Origin of the sequence: Endozoicomonas sp. G2_2, assembly GCF_017744135.1 — a bacterium.
Taxonomy (GTDB): domain Bacteria; phylum Pseudomonadota; class Gammaproteobacteria; order Nevskiales; family Salinisphaeraceae; genus Salinisphaera.
Genome location: NZ_JAGHQU010000008.1, coordinates 51,356 through 65,181, shown reverse-complemented (window position 1 = coordinate 65,181; position 13,826 = coordinate 51,356). Strand labels below are relative to the sequence as shown.

Here is a 13,826-nt window from a genome sequence, read left to right as displayed (position 1 = left end):
GCACGGCAAGCGATGTTCGATTTCTTTCCCTGGCTGATCGGGCTGTCGATTCTGGGGCTGTTCTGGTGGCAGTCGCTGGGCGCGCGCTGGGCCGCACGGCGGGCGGCGCTCAGGGCCTGCGAAGACGCCGAGGTGACGTTCATCGACGAACTGGCCTTCCAGCGCCTGTCGTTCGCCCGCGGTACGCTCAAGCGGCGCTATCGCTTCGAGTTCTACCGCCGCGGCGATCGCCGCTATACCGGCTGGGTCGACATGCGCGGCCAGCGGGTCGAGCACGTGGAAATGGACCCGCACCCGTTCGGGCCCGATATGTCGTAAGCGCCCGGCGACTCAGGCACGCGGATCGCCGCGCCGGATCTGGTCAGTCCACGCCTGTTCGCTGATCACGCCTTCGTCCTCGGCACGACGCTGGTCGGCATCCGACAGCACGTCCTGCATGCCGTCGATACGCTTCCAGCCGGCCAGGGGCGCCTCGGCACCGGCGACCGGCACATAGGGCGAGGCCGCGACACGCCGGTAGCGATGGATATAGCGCGGGCAGTTCTGCCACAGGTCCTCGACCGCGACCCGCACCAGCAGGTCGGCGCCGGGCCATTCGTGGATGAGCGGGTCGTCGGCGCTGACGCTGGCCCGGCCCTGCACGCGCAGCCGATGCGGACGCTCGAAATCGATGAACAGCAGCCCGACCTGCGGATTCAACCGCGCGTTGCCCATCGACAGATACATGCCGTTGCCGTCGTAGTTGGGAAACGCCAGCGTGCGATCGTCGAGTACGCGTACGAAACCCGGCGCCCCGCCCTTGTGGGAGACCGTCGGCCGACCGTCCGGGTCGATCGTGGACAGAAAGAACAGATCGCGGCTTTCGATAAAGGCGCGGCTTTCATCCTCGATGACCGTGGCCGCGGCCACGGTCTCGATGCGATCGGCCAGCGCGCGGGTCCGGAAACGATCCTGAAGCGCGCGATGCGGTGCGCGGTAGAGTCGACTCATGCGGTGTCTCCAACGTCGCCCTCGGGCGATTCGTCGAGACTGGGCCGACCCCGGGCGCGGGTCAAATACGCGCTACAACGCCTTGCGCGGATCGGTCGCGGCGACCATCGGCTGATCTGCGAAGCGCGCCTTCAGGTCGCGCAGCGGCTCGTGGCCCGAGAAATCGAACAGCTCGCGCATCTCGGCCCAGTCGACGAGACAGAACAGGCACATGCTGGGGTAATGCCAGGCATCGAACGCGCCGTCGGCGGCCATGGCCGACAGGGCGTCGATGGAACGCGCGATACGCTCGTGCTGCAAGGCGTAGAAGTTGATGTCGCGACTCGTATCCAGCCCGGAACGCTTGGACAGGGCGATGGTGACCATCGAATCGTTGGCGGCGTCGATCAGGGTGAGCTGATTCTCCTGCGCCCAGTCCGGGCGCTCGAGGCCCAGCTTCGCGGTGAGATAGCGGGCGATCACGCGCGAGTCGTAGATCGACTGGCCATCGTCGTCGATGAGCATCGGGATCTTGAGCGCCGGATTGTGCTTGCGCAGTTCGTCGCGGTCAGCGCCGTAGATATCGAGGCTGGCGAACTCGTAGTCGGCATCCCCCAGGAGCAGGCGCGTGCGCCGTACGTAGGGAGAGGTGCCTGAACCCAGCAGTTTCATGTCGCGTCTCGGCAAATGAAATGATCACCGCGATTCTACGTGCGCCCGACGGCCGCTCACAGCTAGACTTTTGTGCCGTGAACCTCAGCCGGACAGGCCGCGATGAACTCGAACCCCGAAGCCGACATCACCCTGCGCTTTCTCGCCGAACCCTCGGACGTGAATTTCGGCGGCAACGTGCACGGTGGCAACGTGATGAAGTGGATCGATCATGCCGGCCACACCTGCGCGGCAAACTGGAGCTCGGCGTATTGCGTAACGGTATACGTCGGCGGCATCCGGTTTCTCAAGCCGATCAGCGTGGGCGATCTGGTCGAACTCAAGGCCGAACTCATGCACACGGGACGCACGAGCATGCATATCTCGGTGAGCGTGCACGCCCGTAACCCGCGCGACCCGCAGCGACGCTTCACGACCCACTGCATCCTCGTGTTCGTGGCCCTGGACGACCAGGGCAAACCGCAGCGCATTCCCGACTTCGTGCCCGACTCCGACCACTCGAAGCGACTCAACGCCTATGCGAAACGCATGATCGAACTGCGTGAACAAATGCAGAGCGAAGCCCAGGCCTTTCTGACCGAGATGGATGTCTGACCGCCATGCCGCAGACGCGAAGCCATGGCGCACCAAGGCCCCGGCCGCGTCGCCATGGTTCGACAAGCGCCGGCATGCTGTAATCTGTAACCCTCGAATCCGCGTGTGCGGATCCGGTTTCGCCAGCGGGGGCTGCGAGGCGCGGCGAAAGGCAAACACGAACAGGGGCCGGGCCGTTGCGCGCGGGGGGGAACCCTCTTCCATGCCGCCTGTCTTGTCTTTCGAGTTTATGAAGAGCGAGCCATGAATCGACGCAATCTGCTGAAGGCCTCCCTGGCCCTGACTTCCCTGGGCCTGCCGGCCTTTCCGCTTCTCGCCCGCACGCTGGGCGAGGACTCTCCCGGCGAACACTTCGACTACGCCTGGCTCAAGCAGCGCGCCAAGGCGCTGGCCGACAAGCCATACAAGTCGCACGTTGAAAACCTGCCCGATACGCTGGCGAACCTGCAGCCGCTCGACTATCAGAAGATCCGCTACGACCGGAAAAAGGCCCTCTGGCACGGCCATTCCGAGTTCGACCTGCGCATCAACTTCTTCCATGTCGGCATGCAGTTCGACGTGCCGGTACGCATGCATTCCGTCGACCCGAAGACGAATACGGCGCGCGAAATCCATTTCCGCCCCGAGCTGTTCGACTACGACAACTCGGGCGTCGATACCGGCCAGCTGCAAGGCAAGGATCTCGGCTTTGCCGGCTTCGTGCTCGCACGCAATCCGCATTCCGAAGTCATCGACGAGGCCGGGGCGTTTCTGGGCGCCAGCTATTTCCGCTTCATCGACGAGAACAAGCAGTACGGCATCTCGGCGCGCGGCCTGGCGGTGGATACCGCCACCGACGATACCGAAGAATTCCCGGACTTCACCGAGTTCTGGTTCGTACAGCCCGACAACGACAACCGCCGGGTCACGGTCTACGCGCTGCTCGACTCACCGAGCGTGACCGGCGCCTACCGTTTCGATATCGACGTGCAGAAGAAAGGCACGGTCATGGATGTCGACATGGTGATCTTCACCCGCAAGGACATCGAGCGCCTGGGCATCGCGCCGATGACCAGCATGTTTCTCAAGGGCACGAGCCAGCAGCAGGCCCGCGACACCATCCATCCGCAGGTCCACGACTCGGATCGGCTGGAGATGTGGCGCGGCAACGGCGAATGGGTCTGCCGCCCGCTGTTCAACCCCAAGACGCTGCAATACAACGCCTTCCCCGACGAGAACCCGCGCGGTTTCGGGCTCGTGCAGCACGACCACGATTTCGACAACTACCGCGACGACGTCGCCTGGTACAACCGCCGCCCGAGCCTGTGGGTGGAACCGACCAGCGACTGGGGCGCCGGCGAGATCGCGCTGGTGGAACTGCCGACCGTGGGCGAGACGGTGGACAACATCGTCTCGTTCTGGATCCCGGAAGAGCCGGTCAAGGCCCACGATCACCTGCATTTCAGCTACAAGCTGCACTGGTTGCCGCTGCCGCCGGTCGGGCCGACGCTCGCCCAGGTGGAAAAAACCTGGTCGGGCATGGGCAACGTACCGGAAGGCTGGATTCCCGGGGATCGCTCACCCGAGGAGTATGCCCGCCGCTTCGCGGTCGATTTCGTCGGCGACCCGCTGGACGACCTGCCGGAAGACACCCAGGTCGAGGTCCAGGTCGACGTCTCGCGCGGCAAGCTGGGCATGGTCCAGGCCCGCCGCTTCGAGCCGATTCAGGGCTACCGGGCGATCTTCGACTGGGTGCCCGAAAGTGATTCCGACGAGGCGGTCTCGATCCGGCTGTTCCTGCGCGCCGGCGATCGGCCGCTGACCGAAACCTGGCTCTACCAGTGGGTGCCGCCCAAGTCCGAGGAACGCTATTACTAGCCGCGCACGGCGAGGGCCGGCTTGAGCGGCACGCTGCTGGCTCTGGCCTGGCGGCTGCCGCTGATCCTGCTGACCCTCGCGGGCGGGGGCTGGGGCGCGTTGGCGCTGCATTTTCGCGGGCCCGACAACGGCTTTGTCCGTAGCCTGCTCATCGCGCTGTGGCTGCTGGCGGCGCTCGCCAGCATCGCCGCCTTCATCCTGCCGCGCGCCCCGGACGTGTTCTGGCTGGGGCCGGGCGTGTTCGCGCTCGCGATCCCGGCGTTCGCCGGCTGGTGGCACGGCATTCAGCCCCGCCATGATCGCGACTGGGCGCCCGACGTGGCGCGCCTGCTGGATGCCCGTATCGACGGCGATACCGTCACCCTGCACAACGTGCGCAACTTCGACTGGCGCAGCCGCGGCGATTTCGACGCCCACTGGGAAACGCGCCGCTACGATCTGTCCACGCTGCGTTCCGCCGATCTCATCGTGTCCTACTGGATGGGCCCGGCCATTGCCCACACGCTGGTCAGCTTCGGTTTCGAGGACGGGCGTCACCTGGTGTTCTCGGTCGAGGTCCGGCGCACGCGCGGCCAGGAATTCTCGGCGCTGGGCGGCTTCTTTCGTCAATCCGAGCTGGTGCTCGTGGCTGCGGACGAACGCGACATCGTGCGTACCCGCAGCAACGTGCGCGGCGAGCAGGTGTATATCTACCCGGTGGCCATGCCGCCGGCCGAACTGCGCTCGCTGTTCGCCGCCTATGTGGACGAAGCCCGGCAACTGCGGCACGAGCCGCGCTTCTACAACACGCTGCTGTCGAACTGCACGACGATCGTCTACGACATGGTCAAGCGCATCGTGCCCGGGCTGCCCTGGGATCATCGCCTGCTGCTGTCGGGCTATCTGCCGGATTACATCTACGACCTCGGCGCCCTCGACACGCGTCGCCCCCTGGCCGAGCTCAAACGGCGCGGCCATATCAACGACCGCGCGATCGCTTCCGATGTCGCCGGCCAGGCCAGCCCGGCGTTCTCGGCCGCCATTCGCGAGGGCGTGCCGACGCTGCCGGCCCACACCGCCGACTAGGGCCTGTTAACGCTAACGACATCGCCGCGACGCGGCTGCTGCCGGCTCGGGCTGGCCAAACACGCGCATGGCGCGCAATGATGAAGCCGTGCGCGTTATCGCCTTCGGAGCCCGCCATGTCGACACGCTGGTCTGCCGCCGCCTGTTTTGTCCTGCTGCTCTACGGCGCCTGCGGGATCGCGCTCGCCGAGACACTCGAGCCGTCGCCGGCGCTGTCGCCGACCGATGTCGTGCGCGCCCAGCTTGTGGCTCTGCGCGATGACGACCGTGCCCGCGGCGCACGCCGCGCCTTTCGCTTCGCCTCGCCGACCAACCGGCGCACCATCGGCAGCGCGGCCGATTTCGCCGCCGTGCTCGAACGCGGCTATGCCGACATGTTCACCCAGACCCGCGCCCGCGTGCGCCTGCAGAAACGCGACGGCGGCCAGGCACGCGTTCTGGCGGAGCTCGAGCAGCTCGACGGCCGCCAGAGCGCGTATGTGTTCTTTCTCAGCCGACAGGCCGGTGGCGACTGCGAAGACTGCTGGATGACCGACGGCGTCTATCCCCTGGAGCCCGCCCACGACGCGCCGCTCTACAGCATCTAGCCCGTAGCGGCGGCTTCGCGATAGTCGGTACAGGCTTCGCCCTGATCGACCGCGATCAGTGCCTCGACCGGAAAACCCAGTGCCTGGGCACGGCCGACGAACCGGGCCCGCTGGGCCGGGTCGAGGGTCGGCGTGCGGGCCAGCAGCCACAGATAGTCACGGTCATTGCCGGCGACCAGCGCGACCCGGTAGTCCTCATCGATCGCGAGCACGTTGTAGCCGCCGTAGAACGGACCGAAGAAACTTACCTTCAGGCGCGCCACCGCCTTATCGCCGGTGAAATAGGCCTGGCCCACGGCCTCGCTCACCTCGCCCGCGGCCAGGTCCACACCGCGATTGACCACCCGCAGACCGCCATCCGCGCGCCGTGAATAGGTCACCGTGACACAGTCCAGACCCTGCTCGAAACCATGATCGAGCCGCGCGATTTCATACCAGCGGCCCAGATAGCGCTGCACGGAGAAATCGTGCACCGCACGCGTGTTTTCGGGCAGGCCGGCACAGCCGGCAAGTACGCACAGCAGTGCGAGAGCGGGGGCGACGCGAACAGGGCGCACGAACATCGATAGGATCCACATGAACAGGGGGAGCACGATTGTAACCGCCGGTACCGGCCACGCCGATCGTGTCGACCCGTGCGCTCACCCTCGCCGCAGGAAGGCTTCGATCTCGTCGATGCGATCGCCCGCGTCCCGATAGCCGATATCGATGAGCGCACGGGTATACCCCGGATCGAACAGCAGATAGCTGGTGAGGTCGGCGCTTTTCGGGTCGGGCGTGCCGAGCACGTCGAGCATGAAGCGCACGGACGCCGGCATGCGCCGAACCTGAGCGCTGGCGATCTCGGCGAAATCCTGCGACGGCGTGATCACCAGCGGCTCGATCAGGCGCATGGGCTCGCTGATGTCGTGCCGGACATCGGCCGGCGGCGAACCGTCGCCGGTGTAGGCCTGCACCAGCTCGTTCATGCGCATCAGATGATCGATATCGGCGTCGAGATGGTCGAGAAAGATCGCGTTCAGAAACACGCCGCAGATCTGCGACAGCGGTGGTCGCGGCAGCAGCGGGCCGGGGCGGGCGCGATCCGGGTCGGCGGCTTCCACATGGCTGGCCAGCTCGGTCTCGGTGAGCGCCTGCTCGCTCTCGCGGCAACGGATACCGATGGCCAGCACGCGTTCTGCGCCGAGCCGGATAGCCGGGCTCAGCGGGTTGGTCAGGCGCATCGCGCCGTCGCCGAACCAGGCCATGGAACCGCCGGTATTCAGCGCGACCGGTGGAAACACCAGCGGAATGGACGCGGATGCACAGACATGATCCACGCTGATGCTCGCCGGCAGGGCAATACGCCGGCTCTTGCGCCACAGCGGATGACGCGGGCGCCCCTGAATGAAGGTATAGGACTTGCCGGAGTGATAGCCGGTCGCCGTGATCGCCAGCGCATACAGCCGCCGCTGTTCGATCGCGCGCCGAATACCCAAGAGCGGCAGCTCGCGCGCCAGCAGAGCGCGCAGCGGCGCGGCGTCGAGCAACGCCTGAACACGGCCGGCGCCCAGCAGCGGCCCCAAGGCCGCGTCGCGCAACAGGCGGCTTGCATTGCGTGCCAGGGCACGCAGGTCGGTGCGATAGACCTGGGATGCGGTGAGGTTGGCCCACAGCCCGGCCAGTGCTTCCGTGGCCTCGTGAAAGCGCTCGCCCCGGGCGGCGAGGGCCGCGCCGTTGATCGCCCCGGCCGATGCACCGGCGATGATGTCGAATGGCGCCGGCCGGTCACGCAGGCCGGGTACCTCCCCGATCCGCTTGAGCACGCCGGCCTGATAGGCGCCGCGCGCGCCGCCGGCAGTCAATGCCAGGGCGTTGAGATCGGACGGCGCGGCCGGGTGGCGCACAACGCGCGCGCTCATCGCCGCCGCCCGGCGACCCGACGCAGCGGTGCGTAATCACGAACGAAGGCGAAGGCCATGGCTGTTCCTGCGGCGCGGGCGCCGCCTGTGACGTACTGCCCCGGCGATCAAGCAAGGAGGGTGCCAGCCGCAATCGACGCGATACGCGTCAGGCGTGCGGGCGGCCGGACTCGAGCGGCTGGGGATAACCCTGGGTGCCCGTGCGCGCGACCCGGTCGCGGCCGTCGTTCTTGGCCCGGTATAGCGCGTGATCGGCTGCATGTATCAGCAGGTCGATATCCGCCGGCGTGCCCGCCTCGGGGCGATAACTGGCGACGCCGACGCTGATGGTGAGCACCAGCGGCTGGCTGTCGTCCGCACGCACGCCGTTGAAGGGGCGCTCGCGCAGGGCCACGCGCATTCGATCCGCCATGCTGAAGGCCGCGTTATCGGTCGTATCCGGCAACAGCACGACGAACTCCTCGCCACCATAGCGCGCCATGAGATCGCTCTTGCGCATGAACGGCTCCAGCGTTTCCACCACATGACGCAGGGCGGCGTCGCCTACCGCGTGGCCATAGGTATCGTTGATGCGCTTGAACCGATCGATATCGATGAACAGCAGACTGGCCTGGCGATTGCCACGCTTATGGCCTTCCAGGATGCGCGCGCCCTCGACGATGAAGTAACGCCGATTGGCAAGGCCGGTCAGCCCATCGGTGACGGCCAGCGTCTCGACCTGCCCTCGATAGACGAATACGCGCCAGTAGAGATATTCGCAAAGCACCAGAATGGCCACGATCGGCGCGAAGCCAATCCAGACATAGGCGTTGTAGACCGCCCAGTTCAGCCCGGCCGACAGCCCGAGAGGCGCGACGGCCATGGGGAAGATCGAGATCACGGTCAGTACCAGCACCGCGAAGCTGAACGGCTGGCCGGCCACGAGAAACGGCACGAAGATGAAGAAGTACAGAAAGCCGCCCACGCCATAGGCCGGGCCGTTGTCGAGCAGGCCCAGAATCGCGATGAACGTGGCCGACACGGCCAGCGGCGTCAGCAGCGCGGCCGCGCGCGACATGGGCGAATGCAGGTGCTTCCAGCTGGCGACACACCAGACCAGCACCGCGGCACACTCGGTTAAACGCAGCCACACCGCGCGCCCGGCATTCACCGGGTCGATGGCGTAGTCCCAGATGATGATAAAAACCAGAAACACCGCGGTGATCAGCAGTGCAACGCGCGTGAACACGCGAAAATCCTCCGCCTTGGCGGCCAGATAGTCCGGCGCGTGGACCGCGTTCACCCACACGAACAAGGCACGATAGTGCGCACGCAGGCGAGACGAAACGCTCGATTCGTGCATTGCCATGACGCCATCCCCGTCGCTTGTCGCGACCCGTCGGGCCCCCGACCCTACGTCTGCATTTTACCCGCCGCGCGACAAAGCGCGACTACTGCGCGGTGCAGCCATGCACCGGCCGGCCCGACCGCCCCGATCAGGCGCCAGCGCCGTCGAGCCGCTTGTACATCACGAATGCATCCACTTCCCCTTCGACGGGGTGGCGAAACGCACCCGGCAGACGACCGACTACGTCGAAACCCAGCCGCTGCCAAAGCCGCAAGGCGGCGGTATTGGTCTCGACGACGAGGTTGTACTGCATGGCCCGAAAACCGTAACTCACGGCCTCGCGCTGCGAGTGTTCGCACAGCGCGGAGGCCACACCGCGCCCGCGCGCCTTCGCATCGACGATATACCCACAGTTGCAGACATGGTTGCCGAGTCCCGGCTGGTTCGCCTTGAGGAAATAGCTGCCCAGCAGGGTGCCGGCCTCTGCATCGACGGCCACGAACGTCGCCACCGGCTGCTCGACCCAGACCGCGCGGGCCTGGGCCTCGGTGATGTCGGGGGGATAACTGTATGTCTCGCCGGCGCGGAACACCGGCGCCATCAGCGCCCAGAGGGCGGGCCAGTCGTCGTCCTTGAAGCGTCGAATGGCGGTCATGTCGTCTCGCTTTGCGCGGCACCGCCACTGTGGTCGATCAGGCAGCCGGGCGCGCCCTGTTCGAACAGCGCCCGGAGATCGTCGGGGATGGGGGTCTTGGCGAACGGTTCCGTGGTCATGAGCACATAGATCGCCTCGGCCCGACACAGCGGCGTGTCGTCGTCGGCGCGCAGGATGTCGTATTCCAGCGCAAACGAGGTGCGCCCGACATGCAGTACCCGAACGCGCACGTCGAGCACGTCATCGAAATGGGCCGGCGCCTGCCATTCGAGGCTCAGCTTGACCACCTGATTATCCAGCCCGCGCGCCAGCAGCTGGCGATAGTCGCGCCCGAGCGCACGCATGAACTCGGTCATCGCAAGATCGACATAGTCCGCGTAGCGGGCGTTGAACACGACCTGCTGGGCATCGCATTCGTTGTAGCGCACGCGAAACCGGTAACGAAAGGCGTCGATACTCATGGCATGGTCCGGCATGGGGCGTCGTATCCGAACGGGCGGGATGCGGCGCCGAAGGCATGAAAGGTTGCGTCGTTCTGGCCGGGCAGATTATCAGGCTCGACGACGCACCGCCCAGACGAGCACGCCATGGACAGCAGCATGATTCGACAGGCGATTTACGGCACGGCGGCGCCGATTCCGGCGACCCATCGCTACGCCGACGACGGCCGCACGCCGAACAGCCGGCATCCGGTACTCGTCTATCAAGGCAACGGCAAGGCCACCGGCGGATTGGCCAAACGCCTGGAAACACTTTTTGCCGCCAACGACTGGCCGCCGCAATGGCGTGGCGGGGTGTTCGGCTATCACCACTACCACTCGGTGTCGCACGAGACACTGGGGGTGGCCTGCGGCAGCGCCACCCTCATGCTCGGCGGCGAGCAGGGCGAAAGCCTTGCAGTCACCGCCGGCGACGTGCTCGTTCTGCCAGCAGGTACCGGCCACTGCCGTATCGACGCCAGCGCCGATTTCGAACTGGTCGCGGCCTACCCGCCCGATCAGCAGGACTGGGATCTGTGCCGCCCGGGCGACACCGACCACGCCGCGGCCTGCGCGCGCATCGCCGCCGTTGCGATACCGCCGCAGGACCCGGTAACCGGCACCCACGGCGCGCTGACAATGGCCTGGCGCTAGACCCATTTCATCCGGCCGCTGTCGATACGCGCGGCGTGGATGCAAAATACAGCGCTCGGTTTCGCCCTCTCGCGACCCAGGAGTGCCGCATGGCCTTGCAGAACGACCTCACCCGACGTCTCGGTATCGAACATCCGATCATTCAGGCGCCCATGGCCGGTGGCACCACAACGCCGGAGCTGGTGGCCGCGGTATCGAATAGCGGAGGCCTCGGGTCGATCGGCGCCGGCTACATGGCGCCCGACGCCATCGCCGAAGCGATCGACCGTACGCGCGCCCTCACGAACCGGCCGTTCGCCGTCAACCTGTTCATTCCCGGCGCATTTTCGATCAACACGGACGCGATCGAACAGGCCAACGCACGCCTGGATCGGTTCCGCGACGAACTGGCCATCGAGCGGCCGGAACCGCCGACACGCTACGCCCCGCCGTTCGACGACCAGTTCGAGGTGGTGGCCCAGGCCGGGGTCGCGGTCTTCAGCTTCACGTTCGGCCAGCTCGACGCCGCGCGCATCGCCCGTCTGCAGGCCGCCGGTACCGTCGTCATCGGCACCGCCACCACGGTCGCCGAGGCGAGAGCGCTGGCAAACGAGGGCGTCGACATGATCGTGGCCCAGGGCAGTGAAGCCGGCGGCCATCGCGGCACGTTCCTGGGCACCTTCGAGCAGGCGCTGATCGGCACCATGGCGCTCGTGCCCCAGGTGGTGGATGCGGTGGACGTGCCGGTGATCGCCTCGGGCGGCATCATGGACGGCCGCGGTCTGGCCGCCGCCACGGCGCTGGGCGCGCAGGCGGCGCAAATGGGCAGCGCATTTCTCACCTGTCGTGAAAGCGGGGCCAAGCCGGCACACAAGAAAGCACTACTCGACGCGGGCGATCGCGCCACGGTCGTGACACGCGCGTTTTCCGGCAAGCCGGCGCGGGGCCTGGCCAATCGCTTCATCACCGAGATGGCGCCGCTGGAACCCGAACTGCCGGACTATCCGGTACAGAACGCCTGGACCAAGGACATCCGCGCGGCGGCCGGCAATGCCGAAGACGACGCCTTCATGTCGCTCTGGGCCGGGCAGGCCGCCGCACTCTCGCGCGACCGGTCGGCCGCCGAATGCGTGGAGACGGTGATGGCCGAATACACGCAATGCCTGGCGCGGCTGCACCATAGCTAGACGACACGTTTCACGGGAAACCGCCTGTAATCAAACGCCTGGGAGGCCGAGCGGTGATTTGCGAAACCGAGATGCCGTATCTGAAACGCTGTGTGGACCTCGCCGCCGAGGCGCTGGCCGCCGGCGACGAACCCTTCGGCTCACTGCTGGTCGACAGCCAGGGCACCGTACGCGCCGAGGACCGCAATCGCATCGCCTCGGGCGACGCCACCCGCCACCCCGAGTTCGCGCTGGCACGCTGGGCCGCGGCCCACATGAGCGCGGCAGAACGCGCTTCGGCCACGGTCTACACCTCGGGCGAGCACTGCCCCATGTGTGCGGCGGCCCACGCCTGGGTCGGGCTGGGGCGGATCGTCTATGCCAGCTCCTCGGCCCAACTCGTCGCCTGGCTGACCGAGTTCGGCGCGCCGCCACCGCCGGTCACGCCGCATCCGATCAGCGCCATCGCGCCGCAGGTAATCACGGAGGGCCCGGTCGACACGCTGGCCGCCGAAGTGCGCGCACTGCATGCGCAACGCCACACGCCGGGCGCGTAACCGGGGCTGTCGACGCCGTTGTCGCCGCTGCACTTTGGCCGCCTGCGGCCGATACCAGGACGGGGAGAACATAAAGCGCCCGGTGCGGCTCGATAACGCCCGGCAGCGACCACCGGACCCGCACGCCGGGCACGGGACGCAGGCGCAAACCGGAATCAATCGACGTGAAAAGATCGGCCGCGAAGGCGCAGCAGGCGCGTTCCCGCTACGCGATAACCGCGCTGTTCGGTGAATTCGCCGATCGCACCACCGAGCAACGCTACCGCGAGAGCGTGGAACACCGGCTCGCGCGGCACTTACGCCATGTGCTGGGCGTATGGGGCGCGCTGTGGCTCGCGTTCAGTCTCAGCGATTATCACCACTTCGGCCTCGGCCCGACCTATTTTAGCCTGCTCGGCTGCCGCATGGCCTTCGTGGCGCTACTCGTGGCCTGCGTGGCGTGGATACGCCGGCGTCCGGGGCTGGCCACCCACGGTGGCCTGGTGACGACCCTCGCCCTGCTGGGCTTCACCCAGGTGTTTTCGGTTTATTTCATGAGCGACGACGACGAGATCCGCTGGCTCGCGGCCGCCACCGTCGTGTTCCTGATGGGCGTATTCGTGTTTCTGCCCAACCGCACAGTGCTATCGGCCACGGTGGCTCTCTACGGCAGCATCGGCACGCTCGTATGCGTGGGTATCAACATCAGTGAAACCAGTGCGTTGCGCATGGGCATTCTGGCGCTGATGCTGCTCATGCCCTGCATCGCGGGCGGCATGGCCTCGTATCGGTTCGAGATCGTGCGGCGCGGCGAGTTCGCTGCCCTCGAACAGGCCGAGGCCGAGATCGAGCGCCGCCGTGCCCTCGAATCCGAGTTGCGCCGCCAGGCACGAACCGACCCGCTCACCGGCGCCAGCAACCGACGCGACTACGAGGCGCTGTTTGCCCAGGAGAGTCGCCGCGCACGCCGTTACGGCCGGCCGCTGTCGGTCTGCGTGCTCGATGTCGACCACTTCAAGCACGTCAACGACACCTACGGACACGGCGCCGGCGATACGGCGCTGATCCACGTCGCCGATATTTGCCGCACCGAGATGCGCGGCGCCGACCTCCTCGGGCGCATCGGCGGCGAGGAATTCCTGTTGATCCTGCCGGAGACGTCACGGGACGACGCTGTCGAATTCGCCGAACGTCTGCGGTTGCGGCTGGGAGCCGCGACCATCCAGACCGGCGCACACGTCTTTCAGATTACCGTGACCCTGGGCGTGACCGCGCTCACCGCCAGCGACCAGGACATCACCGACCTCATCCATCGGGCGGACGGTGCGCTCTATGCCGGCAAGGACGGCGGGCGCAACCAGGTGCGTTGGGCCTAAACGACGGCC

The 13,826-nt window shown here is 66.7% G+C and carries 16 protein-coding genes; 9 read left to right on the top strand and 7 right to left on the bottom strand.

Features of this window, described 5'->3' with window-relative positions:
* The first annotated feature begins 12 nt into the window (after positions 1-12).
* Entirely contained in the window at positions 13-318 is a 306-nt protein-coding gene (locus J7355_RS11050) for a DUF3301 domain-containing protein (RefSeq protein WP_209062653.1), read from the top strand.
* A gap of 12 nt (positions 319-330) precedes the next feature.
* Here the strand turns inward: J7355_RS11050 and J7355_RS11045 are convergent, their stop codons facing one another.
* Entirely contained in the window at positions 331-990 is a 660-nt protein-coding gene (locus J7355_RS11045) for a pyridoxamine 5'-phosphate oxidase family protein (protein WP_209062651.1), read from the bottom strand.
* A gap of 72 nt (positions 991-1,062) precedes the next feature.
* Positions 1,063-1,641 carry a glutathione S-transferase family protein gene (locus J7355_RS11040; RefSeq protein WP_209062649.1) on the bottom strand — a complete coding sequence of 193 codons (579 nt, stop codon included), beginning with the start codon at positions 1,639-1,641 and terminating at the stop codon, positions 1,063-1,065.
* A 102-nt stretch (positions 1,642-1,743) separates the two neighbouring features.
* Between J7355_RS11040 and J7355_RS11035 the strand changes: the two genes are divergently transcribed.
* From J7355_RS11035 to J7355_RS11020, 4 genes are all read left to right on the top strand, one after another.
* Positions 1,744-2,235: an acyl-CoA thioesterase gene (locus J7355_RS11035; protein WP_209062647.1), complete on the top strand. Its 492-nt coding sequence runs from the start codon at positions 1,744-1,746 to the stop codon at positions 2,233-2,235.
* Positions 2,236-2,478: 243 nt separating this feature from the next.
* On the top strand, positions 2,479-4,092 hold the full coding sequence (locus J7355_RS11030) for a glucan biosynthesis protein D (RefSeq protein WP_209062645.1): 1,614 nt from the start codon (positions 2,479-2,481) through the stop codon (positions 4,090-4,092).
* 21 nt (positions 4,093-4,113) lie between these two features.
* Positions 4,114-5,157 carry a DUF4105 domain-containing protein gene (locus tag J7355_RS11025; protein WP_209062643.1) on the top strand — a complete coding sequence of 348 codons (1,044 nt, stop codon included), beginning with the start codon at positions 4,114-4,116 and terminating at the stop codon, positions 5,155-5,157.
* 116 nt (positions 5,158-5,273) lie between these two features.
* Entirely contained in the window at positions 5,274-5,744 is a 471-nt protein-coding gene (locus J7355_RS11020) for a DUF4864 domain-containing protein (RefSeq protein ID WP_209062641.1), read from the top strand.
* On the opposite strand, the gene J7355_RS11015 is transcribed toward J7355_RS11020, so the two are convergent.
* The 5 genes from J7355_RS11015 to J7355_RS10995 form a co-directional block, all read right to left on the bottom strand.
* On the bottom strand, positions 5,741-6,307 hold the full coding sequence (locus tag J7355_RS11015; RefSeq protein ID WP_209062638.1) for a lipocalin family protein: 567 nt from the start codon (positions 6,305-6,307) through the stop codon (positions 5,741-5,743). The genes J7355_RS11020 and J7355_RS11015 overlap by 4 nt on opposite strands.
* 78 nt (positions 6,308-6,385) lie before the next feature.
* Positions 6,386-7,645: a patatin-like phospholipase family protein gene (locus tag J7355_RS11010; protein ID WP_209062636.1), complete on the bottom strand. Its 1,260-nt coding sequence runs from the start codon at positions 7,643-7,645 to the stop codon at positions 6,386-6,388.
* A gap of 148 nt (positions 7,646-7,793) precedes the next feature.
* Positions 7,794-8,993: a GGDEF domain-containing protein gene (locus J7355_RS11005; protein ID WP_209062634.1), complete on the bottom strand. Its 1,200-nt coding sequence runs from the start codon at positions 8,991-8,993 to the stop codon at positions 7,794-7,796.
* A gap of 127 nt (positions 8,994-9,120) precedes the next feature.
* The gene (locus J7355_RS11000; protein ID WP_209062632.1) at positions 9,121-9,627 is read right to left on the bottom strand and encodes an N-acetyltransferase; all 507 of its coding nucleotides are present in this window, start codon (positions 9,625-9,627) and stop codon (positions 9,121-9,123) included.
* Complete coding sequence (locus J7355_RS10995) at positions 9,624-10,088, bottom strand: thioesterase family protein (RefSeq protein WP_209062630.1); 465 nt, start codon at positions 10,086-10,088, stop codon at positions 9,624-9,626. The genes J7355_RS11000 and J7355_RS10995 overlap by 4 nt, the downstream gene beginning before the upstream one ends.
* Before the next feature lie 126 nt (positions 10,089-10,214).
* On the opposite strand from J7355_RS10995, the gene J7355_RS10990 reads away from it, so the two are divergent.
* From J7355_RS10990 to J7355_RS18050, 4 genes are all read left to right on the top strand, one after another.
* On the top strand, positions 10,215-10,760 hold the full coding sequence (locus J7355_RS10990; RefSeq protein WP_247739926.1) for a cupin: 546 nt from the start codon (positions 10,215-10,217) through the stop codon (positions 10,758-10,760).
* 89 nt (positions 10,761-10,849) lie between these two features.
* Positions 10,850-11,926: a nitronate monooxygenase gene (locus J7355_RS10985; protein ID WP_209062628.1), complete on the top strand. Its 1,077-nt coding sequence runs from the start codon at positions 10,850-10,852 to the stop codon at positions 11,924-11,926.
* Positions 11,927-11,979: 53 nt separating this feature from the next.
* Positions 11,980-12,462, top strand: coding sequence for a nucleoside deaminase (locus tag J7355_RS10980; RefSeq protein ID WP_209062626.1), 483 nt, complete (start codon positions 11,980-11,982; stop codon positions 12,460-12,462).
* Positions 12,463-12,626: 164 nt separating this feature from the next.
* Positions 12,627-13,817, top strand: a complete 1,191-nt coding sequence (locus J7355_RS18050) for a GGDEF domain-containing protein (protein ID WP_209062624.1) — start codon at positions 12,627-12,629, stop codon at positions 13,815-13,817.
* Positions 13,818-13,826 lie beyond the last annotated feature (9 nt).

Coding starts and splice junctions, on each gene's coding strand:
- J7355_RS11050 (WP_209062653.1), top strand. CDS start 13: ATGTTCGATTTCTTTCCCTGGCTGATCGGGCTGTCGATTCTGGGGCTG.
- J7355_RS11045 (WP_209062651.1), bottom strand. CDS start 990: ATGAGTCGACTCTACCGCGCACCGCATCGCGCGCTTCAGGATCGTTTC.
- J7355_RS11040 (WP_209062649.1), bottom strand. CDS start 1,641: ATGAAACTGCTGGGTTCAGGCACCTCTCCCTACGTACGGCGCACGCGC.
- J7355_RS11035 (WP_209062647.1), top strand. CDS start 1,744: ATGAACTCGAACCCCGAAGCCGACATCACCCTGCGCTTTCTCGCCGAA.
- J7355_RS11030 (WP_209062645.1), top strand. CDS start 2,479: ATGAATCGACGCAATCTGCTGAAGGCCTCCCTGGCCCTGACTTCCCTG.
- J7355_RS11020 (WP_209062641.1), top strand. CDS start 5,274: ATGTCGACACGCTGGTCTGCCGCCGCCTGTTTTGTCCTGCTGCTCTAC.
- J7355_RS11015 (WP_209062638.1), bottom strand. CDS start 6,307: ATGTTCGTGCGCCCTGTTCGCGTCGCCCCCGCTCTCGCACTGCTGTGC.
- J7355_RS11010 (WP_209062636.1), bottom strand. CDS start 7,645: ATGAGCGCGCGCGTTGTGCGCCACCCGGCCGCGCCGTCCGATCTCAAC.
- J7355_RS11005 (WP_209062634.1), bottom strand. CDS start 8,993: ATGGCAATGCACGAATCGAGCGTTTCGTCTCGCCTGCGTGCGCACTAT.
- J7355_RS11000 (WP_209062632.1), bottom strand. CDS start 9,627: ATGACCGCCATTCGACGCTTCAAGGACGACGACTGGCCCGCCCTCTGG.
- J7355_RS10995 (WP_209062630.1), bottom strand. CDS start 10,088: ATGAGTATCGACGCCTTTCGTTACCGGTTTCGCGTGCGCTACAACGAA.
- J7355_RS10990 (WP_247739926.1), top strand. CDS start 10,215: ATGGACAGCAGCATGATTCGACAGGCGATTTACGGCACGGCGGCGCCG.
- J7355_RS10985 (WP_209062628.1), top strand. CDS start 10,850: ATGGCCTTGCAGAACGACCTCACCCGACGTCTCGGTATCGAACATCCG.